The sequence below is a fragment of the Rhodopseudomonas sp. NSM genome (genome assembly GCF_052445935.1).
GTDB lineage: Bacteria > Pseudomonadota > Alphaproteobacteria > Rhizobiales > Xanthobacteraceae > Rhodopseudomonas.
The window spans coordinates 114,020-133,241 of sequence record NZ_JBQTCH010000006.1 but is presented as its reverse complement, the minus strand read 5'-3'; the positions used below and the strand labels follow the sequence as shown (position 1 = coordinate 133,241).

Below are 19,222 nucleotides of genomic sequence, written 5' to 3'. Positions count from 1 at the left end.
TGCGTCATTCCGTCGCCGAAAGCGCGGCTTTCAGGCGGGCCAGGTCGGCCGGCAGGCCGGATTCCCAGGCCATGACCTCTCCGGAGGAGGGGTGCTCCAATACCAGAAGATAGGCGTGCAGCGCCTGACGGCCGAGATCCGCCAGCGCGGCGCGGGCGTCCGGGCGGAGCTGGCTGGCCTTGGTCTTGAAGTGCGGGCCATAGACGTCGTCGCCGAGCAGCGGGTGGCCGAGATGGGCCAGATGCACGCGGATCTGGTGGGTCCGGCCGGTTTCCAGCTGGCAGGCGATCAGCGACACGATCTCGCCGCCGCTGCGCCCGGTGAAGGTTTCCAGCACCTCCCAATGGGTAATCGCCTCGCGGCCGCCGTCGCGCACCGCCATCTTCTCGCGGGCGTAAGGATGGCGGTCGATCGGCGCCTCGATGGTGCCGCGGGCGCGGTTCGGCACGCCCCAGACGAAGGCGTAATAGCCGCGGCGCAGCTCGCCGGTGCGGCCGTGGTCGGCGAATTGCGCGCTCAGCGACTGGTGCGCGCGATCGTTCTTGGCCGCCACCATCAGCCCGGTGGTGTCCTTGTCGAGCCGGTGCACGATTCCCGGCCGCCGCACCCCGCCGATCCCCGACAGCGAGGCGCCGCAATGCGCGATCAAGGCGTTGACCAGGGTTCCGGTCTCGTGGCCGGCGGCGGGATGCACCACCAGGCCGCGCGGCTTGTCGATCACGATCAGATCGTCGTCCTCGTGCACGATCGTCAGCGCGATCGCCTCGCCTTCCGGCTCCGGCGCCACCGGCGGCGGCACGTCGATTGTGATCGTCTCGCCGGGGCTCGCATGATAAGCGGGGTCGCGAACCGCGCTGCCGGCGATCGCGACGCGGCCGTCCAGGATCAGGACCTTCAGCCGCGACCGCGACAGTTCGGGGCAGCGCGTGGCCAGAACCCGGTCGAGCCGCGACGAGCCCTCGTCGCCGGCGACGACCACTTCCAGCAGATGTTGCGAATCGTTCACGACCGAGCCTTCCAGAAAACCGAGTATTGCATGACCGAAACCGCCCTGCCCGAACCGACCCCCGAACAGGCCGCGTTGTTTGCGCGGGTGCGGCGGATGATGATGATCGCGGGCCTGACCACGGCGCTGGCGCTCGCGGCGGTTCTCATCGCCATCGGCTATAAGCTTTTCCGCGCCGAGGGAAGCGCCCCGGTCGCCGCCGAGCAGACGCTGCGGCTGCCGAAGGGCGCCAAAGTCGTCTCCACCGGCACCGCCGGCGACCACATCGTGGTCACATTGGACGTCGGCGGCGCCACCGAAATCCGCACCTTCGACGCCCGGACGATGAAACCGGCCGGACGGCTGACGTTTGCGAGCGAGCCGTAGGGCCTCGCCGCCGCTGAACCGAGCCACAGGCGCCGACCTCGCCCCGAGGCAGGCAAGCCCGCTCCGCAAGCACAGACCTCGTCCTGAGGAGCCCCGGCGAAGCCGGGGCGTCTCGAAGGACGTGCGACGGGGCGCGCTTGCGGCCATCCTTCGAGACGCGCGCCATCGCCCTGCGGGCGGTGCCGCGCTCCTCAGGATGAGGTCGCGCCAGTGGCCGGACAAGCCTGCGGCAGTCGGAAAATGGGCCCGAGGCTCCCACTTCGTCATGGCCGGGCTCCGTCCCGGCCATCCACGGCCACCCGCACGGCCTGACGACGTGGATGCCCGGCACGAGGCCGGGCATGACGGCAGAAATGGCCGCCCCCGATCTTGCAGCCGAGCCGTTTCGCCGCTATTGCTCTGGCCCTCACGCTCCCTTCGTCTAGCGGTTAGGACGCGGCCCTCTCAAGGCTGAAACAGGGGTTCGATTCCCCTAGGGAGCGCCAGTTTTTAGTTTTGCCTCAGATCAATTCATTGCTTGTCCAAAACCGGCGACAAGCTGAAGCATCGTTCCGATCCCGCTGCAGGCGACTCCTCGCAAGATCAGTGACGTACGGCGTTCCAAGTGATCTTTCTGTGTTCGCAGGCCTTCGATAAGCTTACCGAGCTGGCCGCCCACAATTACCATATGTTTGCCGTCGCGATTTCCTTCGCCATCCCATAGTTCGATTCGGTCAAAATCCTCTTTCTCTCTCGCGATTGCAGTTGTGTCCACGACCGCGAGTTTGTTTGTCTGCACGAGTTCGTAGGCAAGGATACCAAAGCCAACAAACTCGATTAGTAATCCAAAAGCGGCTAGCCAATTCGCCCACATACACTTCTTTCTGTTCCGGTTGTGAGAATAACCGTCTTCGTAGATTGGATGGAAGATGAGGTTGGTAATAGTCCGCTGCATTTCGCATATACTGAAATGCATAGTGGTCCTATCCATTTCACTGCCGACCACCCTGTTTATCGCGGTGCTGGCGGCGACGTCCTCGGCACGCGCCGAATGGAAATTCGTCCAAATCACAGATCGGATGTCCGACAAGGTCTCACATTTTGCAGGAGTGTCAGCCAAGGAATCTTCTGCAGGTGTGGCGGGCAGGCTCGACATTGGGTGCGCCGAAGGCATTCGTGCAACAGAACCGGAATTTCTCTACGTGGCGATCCAATTATCAGAGGATATGCCCAATGGAGCTATCATATCCTGGCGAATCGACGATGGACCGATACAATATCAACCTATGCCAAACGTTCGTAGCGGTTCTCGCTCCGCGTTGCATCAACTTAGGCCAGAGGCACTAAAATCAGCCAAGCGCGTCCGGGTTCAGTGGGCTCAATGGTCCGGAAAGGGGCCAGCCGTGTTCTATGATTTCGATGTCGCGGGGGCTGCTGAAGCCATAGCCAAGATTCCCTGTTCAAAGGGACACAAGCGGTGACGCCACCCCTTGCTGATTGGCGGATTCGCAAACAGACAGCGTTGCGGCCGCCGCGAGCAGAGCTACCGCCGTCGATGAGTTAGCGCGGGAGAGAGTGTCGCGATCATCACGACACTCCCCCCAGCCCGCCCAGCAAATCCCCCCGTAAATCCTCGTAATCCTCCAGCCCCACCGAGATCCGGATCAGCCCGTCGGTGAATCCGTGCCGGGCGCGTTCGTCGGGGTCGTAGGTGGCGTGGGTCATGCTGGCGGGGTGCTGGACCAGGGTTTCGGCGTCGCCGAGGCTCACGGCGCGGGTGGCGATCTTCACGTTGTCCATCAGCGCGCGGCCCGCCGCCAGTCCACCTTTCAGTTCGAGCGCGATCATGCCGCCCATCTGGCGCATCTGCTGTTGCGCCAAGGCGTGCTGCGGATGGCTGGGGAGGCCCGGGTAGTACACCCGCGCCACCGCCGGATGGGCTTCGAGGTCGCGCGCGAGCTTTGCGGCGGTGGCGCTGTGGCGGTCCATCCGCAGCGTCAGCGTCTTCAGCCCGCGCAAAATCAGAAAGGCGTCGAAGGCGGAGATGCAGGCGCCGTTCAGCTCCTTGATGCCGGTGAAGCGCAGCCGGTCGATGATCTCCTGCGACGCCACCACGGCGCCGGCCAGCAGATCGCCATGGCCGCCGAGATACTTGGTCGCCGAATGCGTGACGATGTCGGCGCCGAGTTCGAGCGGGCGCTGCAGATACGGCGTGCAATAGGTGTTGTCGACGACGAACAGCGCGCCGGCGTGGCGGGCGATCGCCGCGATGGCGGCGATATCGACCACCCGCATGTTCGGGTTGGACGGCGTCTCGGTGAACACCATCCTGGTGTTCGCGCTCAGCGCCGCTTCGAGGCCGGCCGGATCGGTGAGGTCGGCGAACCGCACCCGGATGCCGAAGCGCGGCAGATGATGCTCGAACAGGCCGAAGGTGCAGCCATACAGCATCTGGTCGGCGACGATCTCGTCGCCGCCGTTGAGCAGCGTCCAGACCAACGCGGTCAGCGCGCCGACGCCCGAGGAGGTGGCGAGCGCGGCCTCGCCGCCTTCCAGCTCGGCCAGCCGCCGCTCCAGCACCGCGACGGTGGGGTTGCCGACCCGGCCATAGATGAAGCCCTCGGCCTCGCCGGCGAACCGCGCCGCGCCCTCGGCGGCGCTGTCGAACGCATAGGTCGAGGTCAGGAACACCGGCGGGTTGAGGCTGCCGAGATGCGCCTGCGGGTCGTAGCCATGGTGGATGGCGCGGGTGGCGAAGCCGAGGCTGTTCGGGAGATGGCGGGGCGGCGGAAGGGTCATGGGGCGCTCCTTTGCGCTTCAGTATGGCGCAGGTCCGGCCGCCGATCTTGCCAAAGATGCCACAGATGAGCTATGAATTGGCGATCTTCGGCAAATTGCTGCGCAGCATATGATCGATCCTGCCAAAACCGATCCCCCCAGAACCAATCCCGCCAAGGCCGACCTGGACGCGATCGACCTCAGGATCCTGGCCGAGCTGCAGGCCGACGCCCGGATTCCCAACATCACGCTGGCCGAGCGGGTCGGGCTGTCGCCGTCGCCGTGTTCGCGGCGGGTCAGGCTGCTCGAAGAGGCCGGCGTGGTGGCGGGCTATCGGGCGCTGATCGACCGCGCCGCGGTCGGGCTGTCGGTCACAGCCTTCGCGGGCATCCGGGTCGAGCGGCATTCGCGCGACAATGCCGAGGCGTTCATCGCCGCGGTGCGCGACATGCCGGAGGTGATCGCCTGCCATCTGGTGTCGGGCGACGCCGATTTCCTGCTCGAAGTGGTGGTGCCGGATATCGCCGCCTACGAGGCCACCGTACTGCGCGGCCTGCTGGCGCTGCCAACGGTGCGGGACATCCGCACCTCCTTCGTGATGCGCAGCGACAAGCTCGACGGCCCGCTGCCGCTGCCGAAGTGACGCCGCGGCTCAGCCCGGCAAATTCTCCCGCACCCAGCGCACGATCGCGCTGGCCGGCATCGCCCCGGAGGTGCGGGCGCGCTCGCGGCCGCCGTCGAACAGGATCATGGTCGGGATGCCGCTGATGCCGAGCCGGGCGGCGATCTGCTGCTCGTTGTCGGAATTCAGCTTGATCAGCCGCACCTGCGGCTCGAGCTCGCGCGCCGCGATCTCATAGGCCGGCGCCATCGCCCGGCACGGCCCGCACCACGGCGCCCAGACGTCGACCAGCACCGGCACCGTGCTGCGCGCGATCTGCTTGTCGAAGATTTCAGCGCCGACATCGGCGGGATGCCCGTCGAAAATCTTCGCGCCGCATTTGCCGCATTTGGCTTCGAGCGCGGAGCGCTGCTCCGGCAGCCGGTTGACCCCGCCGCAATGCGTGCACACCACCAGATGGTCGGACATGATCGAAGCCTCCTCGGTGAGTTATCTAGGCGCTCCCCTCGTCATTGCGAGCCGAAGGCGAAGCTGCAGTCGCCATGACGTGGCAAGGCCTTGCTACGGCACCAGCACCGCCGCACCGAGCAGCTCGCCGGCGCGAAGCTTGCCGAGCACCGCATCGGCGTCGCCGAGCGGAAACGCGTGGGTTTCGGTCCTGATCGCGGCACGCCGCGCCACATCGAGGAAATCGATGCCGTCCTGCCGGGTGAGGTTGGCCACCGAGACGAGTTGTCGCTCCTCCCACAACAGCGAATAGGGGAAGCCCGGAATGTCGCTCATGTGGATGCCGGCGCAGACGACGCGGCCGCCCTTGCGCACCGCCCGCAGCGCCGCCGGCACCAGGCTGCCGACCGGCGCGTAGATGATCGCGGCGTCGAGCGGCTCGGGCGGCGGCTCCTCCGAGGCGCCGGCCCAGACCGCTCCGAGGCTGCGGGCAAAATCCTGCGCGGCGACATCGCCGCCGCGGGTGAAGGCATGGACGCGGCGGCCCTGCCACCGCGCCACCTGCGCCACGATGTGGCCGGCGGCGCCGAAGCCGTAGATGCCGAGCCGTTCGGCCGACCCGGCGATGACCAGCGAGCGCCAGCCGATCAGCCCGGCGCACAACAGCGGCGCGATCGCGACATCGTCGCCGTCCTCGCCGAGCGGAAAGGCGTAGCGCGCATCGGCGATGGTGTGGGTGGCGAAGCCGCCGTCGCGGGTGTAGCCGGTGAACAGCGGCGCGTCGCAGAGATTTTCCATGCCGCTGCGGCAGTAGCGGCAGACGCCGCAGGTGTGTCCGAGCCATGGAATGCCGACGCGGTCGCCGACCCGGTGCGAGGTGACGTTACGGCCGACCGCCTCGACCCGTCCGACGATCTCGTGTCCGGGGATGATCGGATAGGCGATGTTCGGCAGTTCGCCGTCGACGACGTGGAGGTCGGTGCGGCAGACGCCGCAGGCGCTGATCCTGACGCGCAACTCGCCGTCGCCGGGCAGCGGCGTGTCGCGCTGCTGATACTGCAACCGGGTTCCCGGCGCCGTCAGCACCATTGCGTCCATCGGGTGCCCCCGCAGTTCGGCCGATCGCTGCCTCCGGCTTACATCCGCCGGCGATCACGGATCAACCGCCATCGCGGGATCTCACCCGGAATCGCGCGCGACCCAGCGCTCGTCCTGCTTCCGGTACTGTTTCTTCACCGCCGCCCAGGCGACACGATGCGCGGTGCTCTCCTGCTCCTCGGCGCCGCGGTCGGCATATTCGGCGAACGCGCTGTTGAAAGCGGCCAGATAGATCTCCTGCGCGTGCAGCGGCAGCCGCACCTGCAGCGACGGGGGAAGATCGTCGGTCGAGCTGTAAGGCATCCCGCTCTCCTCGCCGCGCGGCGCGCACCCGCGCGGGCAGCGACAATCGCCGAACCCGCGGCGGCCGGTACGTTGTGGCGGCGACGCTTGCATCCGAATACGGCGGCGGCGCGTCGCCGCGGAAGCGCGCGCGGTGCCGGCTTGATCCGGATCAATCGAGGCCCGGCCGGCCGCTCCTAACATCGCGGCCGGCTCGGATCGTCGCAGCGCAACAGCGCCGAGGCCGGCGGTCAGGGGAGGTTGCGATGGCGGCTTCGGGCTCCGTGCATCCACCGGTCGGCGACGATGCGACGGACTTCGCCGCGCAGCGCGAGCGGATGGTGGCGCTGCAGATCGTCGCGCGCGACGTGCGCGATCCGCTGGTGCTCGACGCGATGCGCCGGGTGCCGCGCGAGGCCTTCGTGCCGGAGCGGACGCGCGATCTCGCTTATGACGATTCGCCGCTGCCGATCGGCTGCGGCCAGACCATCTCGCAGCCCTATATCGTCGCCGCAATGATCGAGGCGCTGCAGCTGAAAGGCGGCGAGCGCGTGCTCGAAATCGGCGCCGGCTCCGGCTATGCGGCCGCGGTGCTGGCGCGGATCGCCGGCGAAGTCATCACCATCGAACGCTTCGGCGCGCTCGCCGACAAGGCCGCGGCGACGCTGGCCGCGCTCGGCATCGGCAATGTGCAGGTCCGGCAGGGCGACGGCTCGCGCGGCTGGCCGCAGGGCGCGCCGTATGATGCGATCGTGGTGGCGGCGGCCGGGCCGCATCCGCCGGAATCGCTCAAGGCGCAGCTTGCCATCGGCGGCCGGCTGGTGATGCCGGTCGGCGCCGATCAGCAGGCCCAGAAGCTGCTCCGGCTGACCCGCACGGGCGCCGACGACTTCCGCTGCGAGCAGCTCGCCGACGTCCGCTTCGTGCCGCTGGTCGGCGACGAGGGCTGGGCCGCGCCGGATCAGGCCGGGCCCGCCGGCAGCGCGAGCAAGTGAGCCATGCGTCGCCGCGACGCTGCAACCCGATCCCTTCGTTGCGCGGCAGTGCTATACAGCCGCACACGCGCGCCGCCGCGCGGCATCCCGATCACCAGCCGCCGCAACGACAACCGGCCAACACCAAGGGGGAGCACGACCATGATCAAGGATCTCATCGTCAATCTCGAACGCAGCCCGTCGCGCGGCGCCATCGACGGCGTCGCCATCGCGATCGCGCGGATGTTCGACGCCCATGTCTCGGGCGCCTGCTTCGCCTATGAGTCGCTGCCGAGCTTCACGATGCCGGACTTCCCCTCCGACGTGATGACCAAGATGCTGGCGGAGAGCGAGACCGCCGCCCGCGCCGCCGTCGAACGCTTCGAGGCCGCCTGCAAGCGCGAGGGCGTCTCGGCCGAGCATCATCTGCTGGAGACGCCCTACGGCACCTCGGGCCGGTTTCCGCGGATGGCGCGGCGGTTCGACCTGTCGGTGATCATGCAGTCCGATCCCGAAAACGCCGACAACGACATCCTGATCGAGCAGGTGCTGTTCGATTCCGGCCGGCCGGTGCTGATCGTGCCCTACATCCAGAAAGCCCCCGTCAAGCTCGACCGGGTGATCTGCGGCTGGGACGGCAGCCGCGCCGCCACCCGCGCGATCAACGACGCGCGGCCGTTCCTGCGCCGCGCCGGCGCGGTCGAGCTCCTGATCGTGCGCGACCACAAGGTCCGCGACCAGAACGAGCTGCGCGGCATCGAGATGGCCAACCATCTGGCGCGCCACGGCATCAAGCTCGACATCAAGATGATCACCTCGCCGGATATCGGCGTCGCCGGCACCATCCTGTCGCACGTCGCGGATTCATCCGCCGACCTCTTGGTGATGGGCGGCTACGGCCATTCGCGGCTGCGCGAATTCGTACTCGGCGGCGTCACCCGCGAGATGCTGGCGTCGATGACGGTGCCGGTGCTGATGTCGCATTGAGGGCGGCGGTTCGGTCTTCAGGCCGAACGCTCAACCGTCATTGCGAGCCGAAGGCGAAGCAATCCAGAGGCTCTGTGCACGGCGCTCTGGATTGCTTCGCTACGCTCGCAATGACGGAAGTGGGCGCGTCAGGGGCCGGGCTACACGCACGCCCGGATATACGGCCGGTTGATCTCCCACAGCTCGTCGAGAATCTGCTCGGCGGCAATGGCCGAGTTGACCACCGGGTCGATCAGCAGCGCCTGCAGCGCCAGCTGTTTGGACGCGTGCATCGCCGCCTCGACCGCGAGCTGCTGCACATGGGCCTGCATCGACATCAGCTTGGCGACCGGATCTGGCAGCGGGCCGAGCGACACCGGATGCACGCCGGCGGCGTCGACCGTCACCGGGACCTCGACGGCGAGTTCGGCCGGCAGATTCGGGATGACACCGCGGTTCATCACGATGCCGGATTCGACGAAGCGCTTCTGGTCGCGCAGCATCGCGGCGATCACCGCGGCGCCGCGCTCGCCCGACGGCTCGGTCCACCACGCCGGCATCGGCATCGTCCCGGCCAGCACGCCGTCGATCTGCGCGAGGGTTTCGGCGCGGCTGCGTTCGTCGCCTGCGAAATCATAGCCGCGCTCGCCGGCCTGCCAGCCGTAAGCCAGATACTCGCCGAGATGATCGTCGCTGCAGGTCAGCCAGTATCCGAACGCGCGATACAGCCGACGCGTGAAGCGCCACGCGTTCGAATCGAAGCGCTGCTCCGCCTCGCGCAGCCGCGGCGCGAGGTCTTCGCCGGTGAGGCGATCCCGGATCTGCAGCAGGCACTGGAAGTGATTGAGCCCGGCTCCCCACACCTCGACGCGCTCGCGCGGCAGTCCCATGATATCGGCGACCGCGTCGCGGCCCATGAAGATGCCGTGACACAGGCCGATGCAGCGCACCTTCGAATAGCGTCCGACCGCCAGCACGATCCGGCTCTCCGGATTCGAGTAGTTGAGGAACAGCGCGTCCGGGCACAGCTGCTCGATGTCGCGGATGAAATCGAACACCAGCGGCAGCGTCCGCAGCGTGAAGAACAGCCCGCCGGGGCCGCCATTCTCACCCAGCGTATGCCGGATGCCGTGCTTCTTCGGCACCTCGAAGTCCATCTTCCACAGCCGGTTGCGATCGATCGCGGTGGCGTTGACGACGAAGCCGGCGCCGTCCAGCGCGGCGCGGCGGTCGGTGCTGTGTTCGATCACGAAGCCGGCGCCGGTCCGCTCGTTCAGCAGCCTGGCCAGCTCGGCCGTGACGCCGAGCCTCGCCGCGTCGAGGCCGACCAGCACCAGCGTCGACCCGCGCAGCTCCGGCGCGCCGAACAGGTCGCGCAGCATACTGAGGCCGAATGACGCACTGCCGGCGCCGAGGAAGACGATCTTGGTCGCTTTCGCCATGGCCCGATCTATCCCCCGTGGCGATGAGCCGCCAATGGCGGGGCTCCCGTCGTCATCCGTCCAACGCGCTGCGCGTTTGAGTCGCGTGCAACCGCCCGCCGTGCAGCAGTAAGAGTGGAGCGCACATCGACGACGCGGCGTTGACGTGAGTCAACGGCGTTCGCTGTCAGCCGCGTGACATTGCGACGTCCGCCCGACGTCCCGTCGGGGCCGTCCGCTCGTCCGCCGATTCCCCGCAAGCCAGCACTGGAGACCTTCCGCGATGGTCGAACTCGTGACCCTCACGCCCAATCCCGCCATCGACCTGTCGACCTCGGTCGCCCGCATGGTGCCGAGCCGCAAGCTGCGCTGCGCGGCGCAGCAGCGCGATCCCGGCGGCGGCGGCATCAATGTCGCGCGGGTGGTGAAGCGGTTCGGCGGCGACGTCGAGGCGATCTATCCGGCCGGCGGCTTCACCGGCCGGCTGCTGCGCTCGCTGCTCGACCGCGAACAGATCCCGAGCCGCATCATCGAGGCGGTGGCCGAGACCCGCGAGGATTTCTCGGTTACCGAATCCGAAACCGGCCAGCAGTTCCGCTTCGTGCTGCCCGGCGAGGCGCTGGCCGAGGGCGAATGGCGCGGCCTGCTGGAAATTCTCGGCGGCACCCATCCGGCGCCGAAGATCGTGGTCGGCAGTGGCAGCCTGCCGCCCGGCGTGCCGCATGATTTCTACGCCCAGGCCGCCGCGGTGGCGAAGCGGATCGGCGCGCAGTTCTTTCTCGACACCTCGGGCGACCAGCTGATCGCCGCGCTCGCTCACGGCGTCACGCTGATCAAGCCGAATCTGCGCGAGATGCAGGAGCTGGCCGGCCGGCCGCTCGCCAATGATCAGGACTACGTCGCCGCCGCGCGGCAGCAGATCGACGCCGGCAAGGTCGAGATCGTCGCCTTGTCGCTCGGCCATCTCGGCGCGCTGCTGGTCACGAAGGACAAGGCGCTGCGCTCGCCGGCGCTGCCGGTCGCGCAGGTCTCCACCGTCGGCGCCGGCGACAGTTTCCTCGGCGCGATCGCCTTCAGCCTGGCGCAGGGGCGGCCGATCGAGGACGCCTTCCGGCTCGCGCTCGCCGCCGGCTCCGCCTCGCTCACCATGCACGGCACCGAATTATGCCGGCCGGCCGATGTCGAGCGGCTGAGCGCCGAGGTGGTGATCCAGCCGCTGTAGCACGCGCCCGGCGCTCACATTGCGCGGAGCGGCGAAGGCCGTTCCGGAACCGTTGCGGAAACGGCCGGTTGTGTTCCGCGACGCCGCATTGCGCGTCGCGAGGAGCGCGGCATGGCCCAGGACGATAATCAGCTCGATACTCAGGTCGACACCCGAATTCACGAAGCCGACCTCCCGGACTCCGGGCAGACCGTCGAATATGACGGTGCCGCCGGCGGCTGGGGCTCGCTGCAGGGCATCGCGCAGATCTTCGGCAAGGAATGGAATACGCCGACGGTGATCGAGACGCTGATGCGCCAGAACAAGCCGAAAGGCTTCATGTGCGTGTCGTGCTCCTGGGCCAAGCCCGCCGACCACCACACCTTCGAGTTCTGCGAGAACGGCGCCAAGGCGACGCTGTGGGAACTGACCAGCAAGCGCTGCACGCCCGACTTCTTCGCCGAGCACAGCGTCACCGAGCTGCGCGGCTGGGCCGACTACGATCTCGAAATGCAGGGCCGGCTCACCCATCCGATGCGCTACGATTCCGCCACCGATCACTACATGCCGTGTTCGTGGGACGAGGCGTTCCAGGGCATCGCCGAGCATCTGCGCTCGATCGATCCGAAATCGGCGGTGTTCTACGCCTCCGGCCGCGCCAGCCTCGAGACGTCCTACCTCTACGCGCTGTTCGCGCGGCTGTATGGCCACAACAACCTGCCCGACAGCTCCAACATGTGCCACGAGACCACCTCGGTGGCGCTGAAGAAGCTGATCGGCGTCGGCGTCGGCACCGTGGTGTTCGACGATCTGGCCAAATGCGACGCGATGTTCTTCTTCGGCCAGAACCCGGGCACCAACAGCCCGCGTTTTCTGCATCCGCTGCAGGAAGCCGCCAAGCGTGGCGTGCCGATCGTCACCTTCAATCCGGTGCGCGAGCGTGCGCTGGAGAGTTTCATCAATCCGCAGAGCCCGACCCAGATGCTGACCGGCAAGGAAACGCCGATCTCGAGCCAGTATCACCAGCTCAAGGTCGGCGGCGACATCGCCGCGCTGCTCGGGATCTGCAAGCACGTCTTCGCCGCTGACGATGCCGCCAAAGCGAGCGGCGGCAGGCGCGTGCTCGATGTCGATTTCATCGAAGCGCATACCCATGGCCTCGACGAATTCGAAGCCAAGGTGCGGGCGACGCCGTGGGAGCGGATCGAAGCCGAATCGGGTCTGAGCCGGGCCGAGATCGAACAGGCGGCCGAGGTCTATGTGAAGGCCGAGCGCGTCATCTGCGTCTACGGCATGGGCCTGACCCAGCACGTCCACGGCTTCGACAACATCGCGATGCTGCTCAATCTGCTGCTGCTGCGCGGCAATATCGGCCGCGAGGGCGCCGGCATCTCGCCGGTGCGCGGCCATTCTAACGTCCAGGGCCAGCGTACCGTGGGAATTTCGGAGAAACCTGAGCTGGTGCCGCTCGACAAGATGGCCGAACAATTCGGCTTCGAGCCGCCACGTGACAAGGGCATGAACACGGTCGAGGCCTGCCACGGCCTGCTCGACGGCAAGGTTCACGCCTTCATCGGCCTCGGCGGCAATTTCGTCCGCGCCATCCCGGATCAGGCCGCGCTGGAGAAGGCGTGGACGCGGATGCAGCTCACCGTCCAGATCGCCACCAAGCTCAACCGCAGCCATCTGGTCAACGGCCGCTCGGCCTATCTGCTGCCCTGCCTCGGCCGCACCGAGCAGGACGTGCAGTCTTCCGGCCCGCAGGCGGTGACGATGGAGGACACCTTCAGCTGCATCCAGGGTTCGATCGGGCTGCGGCAGCCGGCGAGCGAGCAGCTGATGTCGGAACTCGCGATCGTCGCCGGCATCGCCAGGGCGACGCTGCCGTCGAACCCTAAGGTCAAATGGGACGACTGGGTCGGCGATTACGGCCTGGTGCGCGACCTGATCGAGCACAGCTATCCGGAGATGTTCCACGATTTCAACGCCCGGATGTTCACGCCCGGCGGCTTCTACAAGGGCAACGACGCGCGCGAGCGGATCTGGAACACCGAAAGCGGCAAGGCCGAGTTCACCACCCCGGAGATCACGCGGTCGATCGGCTTCGACGATGCGCCGGGGCGCTACCGGCTGCTGACGATGCGCTCCAACGACCAGTTCAACACCACGATCTACGGCATGAACGACCGGCTGCGCGGCATCGAGGGGCGGCGCGACGTGCTGCTGATCAATCCCGACGACATCGCCCGTCAGGGGCTGCGCGATGGCCAGATGGTCTGGCTGGAGAGCGACGCCGACGACGGCATCCACCGCGAGGTCGGGCCGCTCAAGGTGACGCCGTTCAGGCTGCCGGACGGCTGCCTCGGCGGCTATTATCCGGAGATGAATCCGCTGATCGCGCTGACGCATCACGACAGGAAATCCAAGACGCCGGCGAACAAGTCGGTGCCGGTGCGGATCCGGGCCTGAGTGACACGCCTCCCGGGCGGCGGCTGACACTCACCGTCGCCCAATCCGCCGTCATTGAGCGATTCAAGCTTCGTCTTTGCGGCATCGCAAATCATGACATGCGAATTGCACTACTCGGCAATGCGACGTCATTTCGCCGCGCCAGCTCTTGCGCCGCACCATTGCAAGCCCTCGTCGCCTCCGCCACACTGCGGCGATGCAATACGGCATGCTGATACAGGCGATTCGGACGCGTCACATCGGCTGAACCGGAACGCCCGTCGTCGACGGCACATTGAGAGGCTTCATGAGTAACGGTGTTACCGCTCCGCTCGCCCGCCACGCCATGGCCTATGTACTGGCAGGAGGACGCGGCAGCCGGCTGATGGAGCTGACCGACCGCCGCGCCAAGCCGGCGGTGTATTTCGGCGGCAAGTCGCGCATCATCGATTTCGCGCTGTCGAATGCGCTGAATTCCGGCATCCGCCGCATCGCGGTGGCGACGCAATACAAGGCGCACAGCCTGATCCGGCATCTGCAGCGCGGCTGGAACTTCTTCCGGCCGGAGCGCAACGAGAGCTTCGACATCCTGCCGGCGAGCCAGCGCGTCTCCGACGACATGTGGTATCGAGGAACTGCTGACGCGGTCTATCAGAACATCGACATCATCGAGAGCTATGATCCGAAGTTCATCGTGCTCCTGGCGGGCGACCACGTCTACAAGATGGACTACGAGAAGATGCTGCAGCAGCACGTCGACGAGGGCGCCGACGTCACCGTCGGCTGCCTTCAGGTGCCGTGCGCCGAGGCGTCGGCGTTCGGCGTGATGCACGTCAATCCGGACGGGGTGATCCACACCTTCCTGGAAAAGCCCGCCGACCCGCCGTCGATTCCCGGCAAGCCCGGCATGTCGCTCGCCAGCATGGGCATCTATGTGTTCGACACCAAATTCCTGATCGAGGAATTGAAGCGCGACGCCGCCGACCCGCATTCGTCGCACGATTTCGGCAAGGACATCATCCCCTATCTGGTCAAGAACGCCAAAGCGGTGGCGCATAATTTCGACAAATCCTGCGTCCGCTCTCACGCCGAGGCCAACAGTTACTGGCGCGACGCCGGCACCGTCGATGCGTATTGGGCGGCGAATATCGACCTCACCGACATCGTGCCGCAGCTCGATCTGTACGACCGCGAATGGCCGATCTGGACCTATGGGGAGATCACGCCGCCGGCGAAATTCGTCCACGACAAGGACGGCCGTCGCGGCGAGGCGGTGTCCTCGCTGGTGTCGGGCGGCTGCATCATCTCGGGCGCGTCGCTGCGGCACACGCTGCTGTTCACCGGCGTCCGGGTTCACTCCTATTCGCAGGTCGAAGGCGCCGTGATCCTGCCCTATGTGGACATCGCACGCTCGTGCCGGCTGAAGAACGTGGTGGTCGACGCCGAAGTGCGGATTCCGCCCGGGCTGGTGGTCGGCGAGGACCCCGAACTGGACGCGAGGCGATTCAGGCGCACCGACAACGGCATCTGCCTGATCACCCAGCCGATGATCGACAGGCTCGACCAATGAGCGCGCTGACGGCGCTGTCGATCGCGTCGGAAATCTTCCCGCTGATCAAGACCGGCGGCCTCGCCGACGTCACCGGCGCATTGCCGACCGCGTTGAAGCCGCACGGCATTGCGATGCGCACGCTGGTGCCGGGCTATCCGGCGGTGCTGGGCGGCATCGAGGACCCGCAACAGGTCCACAGCTTCGCGGATTTCTTCGGCGGCAGCGCGCGGCTGCTGACGGCGCGCTGCGAGGAGCTGGAGCTGCTGGTGCTCGACGCACCGCATCTCTATGTCCGCCCCGGCAATCCTTATGTGGGCCCCGACGGCAAGGACTGGCCCGACAACGCGCTGCGCTTCGCCGCGCTGGCGCAGGCCGGCGCCTGGATCGGGCAGGGCCTGCTGCCGGGCTATGCGCCGGACATCCTGCACGCCCACGACTGGCAGACCGGACTGGTGCCGGCCTATCTGCGCTACAGCGGCCGGCCCGGGCCGAAATGCGTCTTCACCATCCACAATCTCGCTTATCAGGGGCAGTTTCCCGCCGATCTGCTCGAACGGCTCGGCCTGCCGGAGCGCGCTTTCAGCCTCGACGGCGTCGAATATTACGGCGGCATCGGTTATCTGAAAGCCGGGCTGCAGCTCGCCGACCGCATCACCACGGTGTCGCCGAGCTACGCGCTCGAGATCCAGGGCCCGGACGCCGGCATGGGCCTCGAAGGCCTGTTGCGGCTGCGCGCAGGCCGGCTCAGCGGCATCCTCAACGGCATCGATACCGGGGTGTGGGACCCCGCGAGCGACGAACTGATCCCCGCGACCTACGACGTCGAGACGATCGGGGCGCGCGCGCGCAACAAGCAGGCGCTGCAGGCCCGGTTCGGCCTGCGCAACGAACCGGATGCGCTGCTGTACGGCGTGATCAGCCGGCTGTCCTGGCAGAAGGGCCTCGACATGCTGCTCGAGGTGCTGCCGGGCATGCTGGCGGAAGGCGCGCAGCTGGCGCTGCTGGGCTCCGGCGACACGCCGCTGGAAGAGGGTTTCCGCACCGCCGCGCTGAAATATCCGGGGCAGGTCGGCGCGGTGATCGGCTATGACGAAGCGCTGGCGCATCAGATCCAGGCCGGCGCCGACGCGCTGCTGGTGCCGTCGCGGTTCGAGCCCTGCGGCCTGACCCAGCTGTGCGCGCTGCGCTACGGCGCGGTGCCGGTGGTGGCGCGGGTCGGCGGGCTCGCCGATACGGTGGTGGACGCCAACGAGATGGCGATCGCCACAGGCGTTGCGACCGGCGTGCAGTTCTCGCCGGTGACCGCCCAGATGCTGGCGAAAGCGCTGGCGAAGACCGCAACGCTCCACGCCGACCACGCCACCTGGCGCAACCTGCAGATCAACGGCATGACCACCGACGTGTCGTGGAAGAACCCGGCGCAGCATTACGCCCGGCTGTATCGCGAACTGGTCGACGCCTGAGCGCCGCGCGACGTCGCCAATCCGACGCAGTTCTGCGCTCAATTCCCCTGCCGAACAATCGACCGCCTGGCGTGCAGGCTGCGCGTGGCGGCGGTCGTGCCGAAGGAGATGGAATGCTGAGGTCGCCCTGGTCCGCCTGCCGCGTCGCGCTGGCGGCGCTGCTCGTCACAACCGCAACGCTCGCGCCGCTGCAGGCGCAGGACGCGTCGCCGCCGGCCGCCGCGCAAAGCAAACCCTCGCCCTCCGACGCCGACCAGCACAAGCTGCCCGCCGATTCGACGACCAGGCACACGCTGGCGCTGCCGGGCCGCAGCCTGTCCTTCACCGCCACCGCCGGCTCGATCCGGCTGTTCAACGACAAGGGCGAGCCGCAGGCCGATATCGCCACCACGGCCTATCAGCTCGACAACACCGAGGCGCGGACGCGGCCGGTGACCTTCGTGTTCAACGGCGGGCCGGGCGCCTCCTCGGCCTGGCTGCAGCTCGGCGCCGCGGGGCCGTGGCGGCTGCCGATGGCCGGCGACGCCGCGGTCGCCTCGGCGACGCCGGCGCTTCAGCCCAACGCCGAAACCTGGCTCGACGTCACCGATCTGGTCTTCATCGATCCGGTCGGCACCGGCTACAGCCGCTTCGTCGCCAGCGGCGACGACGTGCGCAAGCAGTTCTATTCGGTCGACGGCGACGTCGCCGCGGTCGCGCTGACGATCCGGCGCTGGCTGGAGAAGCACGACCGGCTGCTGTCGCCCAAATACGTCGCCGGCGAAAGCTATGGCGGCATCCGCGGGCCGCGCGTGGTACGCGATCTGCAGACCAGGCAGGGCGTCGGCGTCAAGGGGCTGATCCTGGTGTCGCCCTTGCTCGACTTCCGCGAATATTCCGGCTCGAGCCTGCTGCAATACGTAGCACGGCTGCCGACCATGGCGGCGGCGGCGCGGCAGCGAAAGGGTCCTGTCACCCGCGCCGACCTCGCCGAGGTCGAGAGCTACGCGCGCGGCGAGTTCATCACCGATCTGCTCAAGGGGCAGGCCGATCAGGCCGCGACCCGGCGCCTCGCCGATCGCGTCGCGGCGTTGAGCGGGATCGATTCCGCCGTCAGTCGAAGGCTCGCAGGCCGACTTGGTACCAGCGAATTCCAGCGCGAGTTCGACCGCGCCGATGGAAAAGTCACCGGCCGGTTCGACGCCTCGGTGCTCGGCCAGGATCCGTTCCCGGATTCCAGCGACGCGCAGTTCAGCGACCCGTCGTCGGAATCGCTGATCGCACCGCTCACCAGCGCCGCGATCGAGCTGACCCGCAACACGCTGCAATGGCGCCCGAGCGGCTCGTATCATCTGCTCAACGGCGCGGTGTCGCGGCAATGGGATTTCGGCCGCGGCCGCAGCCCGGTCGAATCGCTGACGCAGCTCCGCGAAATTCTGGCGGTCGACCCGACGCTGCAGGTGCTGGTGACGCACGGCCTGTTCGACCTCGCCACGCCGTATTTCGGCAGCGTCGTCGCGATCGATCAGTTGCCGCCATTCGCATCGAAGCGGATCAGGCTGGTCACCTGGCCCGGCGGCCACATGACCTACGCCCGCGACGACGCCCGCAAGGCGCTGCACGGCGAAGTCAGCGCGATGATGAAGTAACAGCGACGATTATGATCAGAGCCGTTACTCCGAGACGCTCGCCACTCACACAGCGCCGTCATCCCGAGGCGCGCACCAAGAACACGGAGCCGTCATCCTGAGGTGCTCGCCCATTTGGGCGAGCCTCGAAGGATGCGGACGCAGACACACGCGGCCCATCCTTCGAGGCGCGCAAGAAAGAGCGCGCACCTCAGGATGACGTTGCTACTCGTCGAGAGACGGAACTACACACTTTTCTCCGGCCACCTGCACAGGTCGTTGATCACGCAGACCTCGCAGCGCGGCTTGCGGGCCAGGCAGGTGTAGCGGCCGTGCAGGATCAGCCAATGGTGGGCGTGCTGCATGAACTCCGGCGGGATCGCCTTTTCCAGTTCGAGCTCGACCGCGAGCGGCGTGTCGCCGGGCGCCAGCCCGGTGCGGTTGCCGACGCGAAACACATGGGTATCGACCGCCATGGTCGGCTGCCCGAACGCCATGTTGAGCACCACATTGGCGGTCTTGCGGCCCGCACCCGGCAGCGTCTCCAGCTCGGCGCGTGTACTTGGGACCTCCCCACCAAAGTCGGTGATCAGTTTTTGCGACAGCGCAATCACGTTCTTCGCCTTGGTGCGAAAAAGGCCGATGGTCTTGATGTAGTCCCGCACCCGCTCTTCGCCGAGCGCCAGCATCTTCGCCGGCGTGTCGGCGATCGCGAACAGGCTTCGCGTCGCCTTGTTGACACCGGCGTCGGTCGCCTGCGCCGACAGCACCACCGCGACCAGCAGCGTGAACGGGTTGAGGTGCTCGAGCTCGCCCTTCGGCTCGGGGTTGGCCCGGGCGAAACGGGTGAAGGCCTCGCGAACCTCGGCGGAGGTCCAGCGGCGGGGGCGTTTTGGCGGCCTCGCGGGTTTGCCTCCGGTTTGCCCCGGGTTTGCCGCAAGGCTTTTCGGGGTGGTCTTGGCAGTTCTCGCGGCGGCGGGTGCCGCCACGCGGCGGGTGATTTTCGGCATGG

General features: G+C 67.4%; 17 protein-coding genes and 1 tRNA gene. 10 read left to right on the top strand and 8 right to left on the bottom strand.

The features are described 5' to 3' along the window. Positions 1-4 precede the first annotated feature (4 nt). Complete coding sequence (locus ACTZWT_RS16495) at positions 5-979, bottom strand: RluA family pseudouridine synthase (protein ID WP_444770966.1); 975 nt, start codon at positions 977-979, stop codon at positions 5-7. A 57-nt stretch (positions 980-1,036) separates the two neighbouring features. Here ACTZWT_RS16495 and ACTZWT_RS16490 point away from each other — a divergent pair, with 57 nt between their 5' ends. Next, entirely contained in the window at positions 1,037-1,372 is a 336-nt protein-coding gene (locus ACTZWT_RS16490; protein ID WP_444770762.1) for a hypothetical protein, read from the top strand. Between the two features lie 410 nt (positions 1,373-1,782). Next, positions 1,783-1,857: transfer RNA gene (locus tag ACTZWT_RS16485), tRNA-Glu, on the top strand. A 20-nt stretch (positions 1,858-1,877) separates the two neighbouring features. On the opposite strand, the gene ACTZWT_RS16480 is transcribed toward ACTZWT_RS16485, so the two are convergent. Continuing rightward, entirely contained in the window at positions 1,878-2,507 is a 630-nt protein-coding gene (locus ACTZWT_RS16480) for a hypothetical protein (RefSeq protein ID WP_444770761.1), read from the bottom strand. A gap of 431 nt (positions 2,508-2,938) precedes the next feature. After that, on the bottom strand, positions 2,939-4,150 hold the full coding sequence (megL, locus tag ACTZWT_RS16475) for a methionine gamma-lyase (RefSeq protein WP_444770760.1): 1,212 nt from the start codon (positions 4,148-4,150) through the stop codon (positions 2,939-2,941). Positions 4,151-4,259: 109 nt separating this feature from the next. Between megL and ACTZWT_RS16470 the strand changes: the two genes are divergently transcribed. Next, positions 4,260-4,772 carry an Lrp/AsnC family transcriptional regulator gene (locus ACTZWT_RS16470; protein WP_444770759.1) on the top strand — a complete coding sequence of 171 codons (513 nt, stop codon included), beginning with the start codon at positions 4,260-4,262 and terminating at the stop codon, positions 4,770-4,772. A 9-nt stretch (positions 4,773-4,781) separates the two neighbouring features. Here the strand turns inward: ACTZWT_RS16470 and trxC are convergent, their stop codons facing one another. The 3 genes from trxC to ACTZWT_RS16455 all read right to left on the bottom strand — a co-directional run bounded on the left by trxC (position 4,782) and on the right by ACTZWT_RS16455 (position 6,599). Continuing rightward, on the bottom strand, positions 4,782-5,219 hold the full coding sequence (trxC, locus tag ACTZWT_RS16465; protein WP_444770758.1) for a thioredoxin TrxC: 438 nt from the start codon (positions 5,217-5,219) through the stop codon (positions 4,782-4,784). Between the two features lie 93 nt (positions 5,220-5,312). Next, positions 5,313-6,296, bottom strand: a complete 984-nt coding sequence (locus ACTZWT_RS16460; RefSeq protein ID WP_444770757.1) for a zinc-dependent alcohol dehydrogenase family protein — start codon at positions 6,294-6,296, stop codon at positions 5,313-5,315. 81 nt (positions 6,297-6,377) lie between these two features. After that, the gene (locus ACTZWT_RS16455; RefSeq protein WP_444770756.1) at positions 6,378-6,599 is read right to left on the bottom strand and encodes a ChaB family protein; all 222 of its coding nucleotides are present in this window, start codon (positions 6,597-6,599) and stop codon (positions 6,378-6,380) included. 245 nt (positions 6,600-6,844) lie between these two features. Here ACTZWT_RS16455 and ACTZWT_RS16450 point away from each other — a divergent pair, with 245 nt between their 5' ends. Then, the gene (locus ACTZWT_RS16450) at positions 6,845-7,573 is read left to right on the top strand and encodes a protein-L-isoaspartate(D-aspartate) O-methyltransferase (RefSeq protein WP_444770755.1); all 729 of its coding nucleotides are present in this window, start codon (positions 6,845-6,847) and stop codon (positions 7,571-7,573) included. Between the two features lie 141 nt (positions 7,574-7,714). Beyond that, complete coding sequence (locus tag ACTZWT_RS16445; RefSeq protein WP_444770754.1) at positions 7,715-8,539, top strand: universal stress protein; 825 nt, start codon at positions 7,715-7,717, stop codon at positions 8,537-8,539. 140 nt (positions 8,540-8,679) lie between these two features. Here the strand turns inward: ACTZWT_RS16445 and ACTZWT_RS16440 are convergent, their stop codons facing one another. After that, the gene (locus ACTZWT_RS16440; RefSeq protein ID WP_444770753.1) at positions 8,680-9,960 is read right to left on the bottom strand and encodes a family 4 glycosyl hydrolase; all 1,281 of its coding nucleotides are present in this window, start codon (positions 9,958-9,960) and stop codon (positions 8,680-8,682) included. A gap of 262 nt (positions 9,961-10,222) precedes the next feature. Here ACTZWT_RS16440 and ACTZWT_RS16435 point away from each other — a divergent pair, with 262 nt between their 5' ends. The 5 genes from ACTZWT_RS16435 to ACTZWT_RS16415 all read left to right on the top strand — a co-directional run bounded on the left by ACTZWT_RS16435 (position 10,223) and on the right by ACTZWT_RS16415 (position 18,231). After that, positions 10,223-11,161, top strand: coding sequence for a 1-phosphofructokinase family hexose kinase (locus tag ACTZWT_RS16435; protein ID WP_444770752.1), 939 nt, complete (start codon positions 10,223-10,225; stop codon positions 11,159-11,161). A gap of 111 nt (positions 11,162-11,272) precedes the next feature. Then, on the top strand, positions 11,273-13,609 hold the full coding sequence (locus ACTZWT_RS16430) for an FdhF/YdeP family oxidoreductase (protein WP_444770751.1): 2,337 nt from the start codon (positions 11,273-11,275) through the stop codon (positions 13,607-13,609). A 286-nt stretch (positions 13,610-13,895) separates the two neighbouring features. After that, positions 13,896-15,158 carry a glucose-1-phosphate adenylyltransferase gene (gene glgC / locus ACTZWT_RS16425; protein WP_444770750.1) on the top strand — a complete coding sequence of 421 codons (1,263 nt, stop codon included), beginning with the start codon at positions 13,896-13,898 and terminating at the stop codon, positions 15,156-15,158. Continuing rightward, a complete protein-coding gene (glgA, locus tag ACTZWT_RS16420; protein ID WP_444770749.1) occupies positions 15,155-16,603 on the top strand; it encodes a glycogen synthase GlgA in 1,449 nt (482 codons plus the stop codon). The genes glgC and glgA overlap by 4 nt, the downstream gene beginning before the upstream one ends. 113 nt (positions 16,604-16,716) lie before the next feature. Further along, positions 16,717-18,231 carry a S10 family peptidase gene (locus ACTZWT_RS16415; protein WP_444770748.1) on the top strand — a complete coding sequence of 505 codons (1,515 nt, stop codon included), beginning with the start codon at positions 16,717-16,719 and terminating at the stop codon, positions 18,229-18,231. Positions 18,232-18,455: 224 nt separating this feature from the next. On the opposite strand, the gene nth is transcribed toward ACTZWT_RS16415, so the two are convergent. After that, on the bottom strand, positions 18,456-19,220 hold the full coding sequence (gene nth, locus ACTZWT_RS16410) for an endonuclease III (protein WP_444770747.1): 765 nt from the start codon (positions 19,218-19,220) through the stop codon (positions 18,456-18,458). Positions 19,221-19,222: the final 2 nt, after the last annotated feature.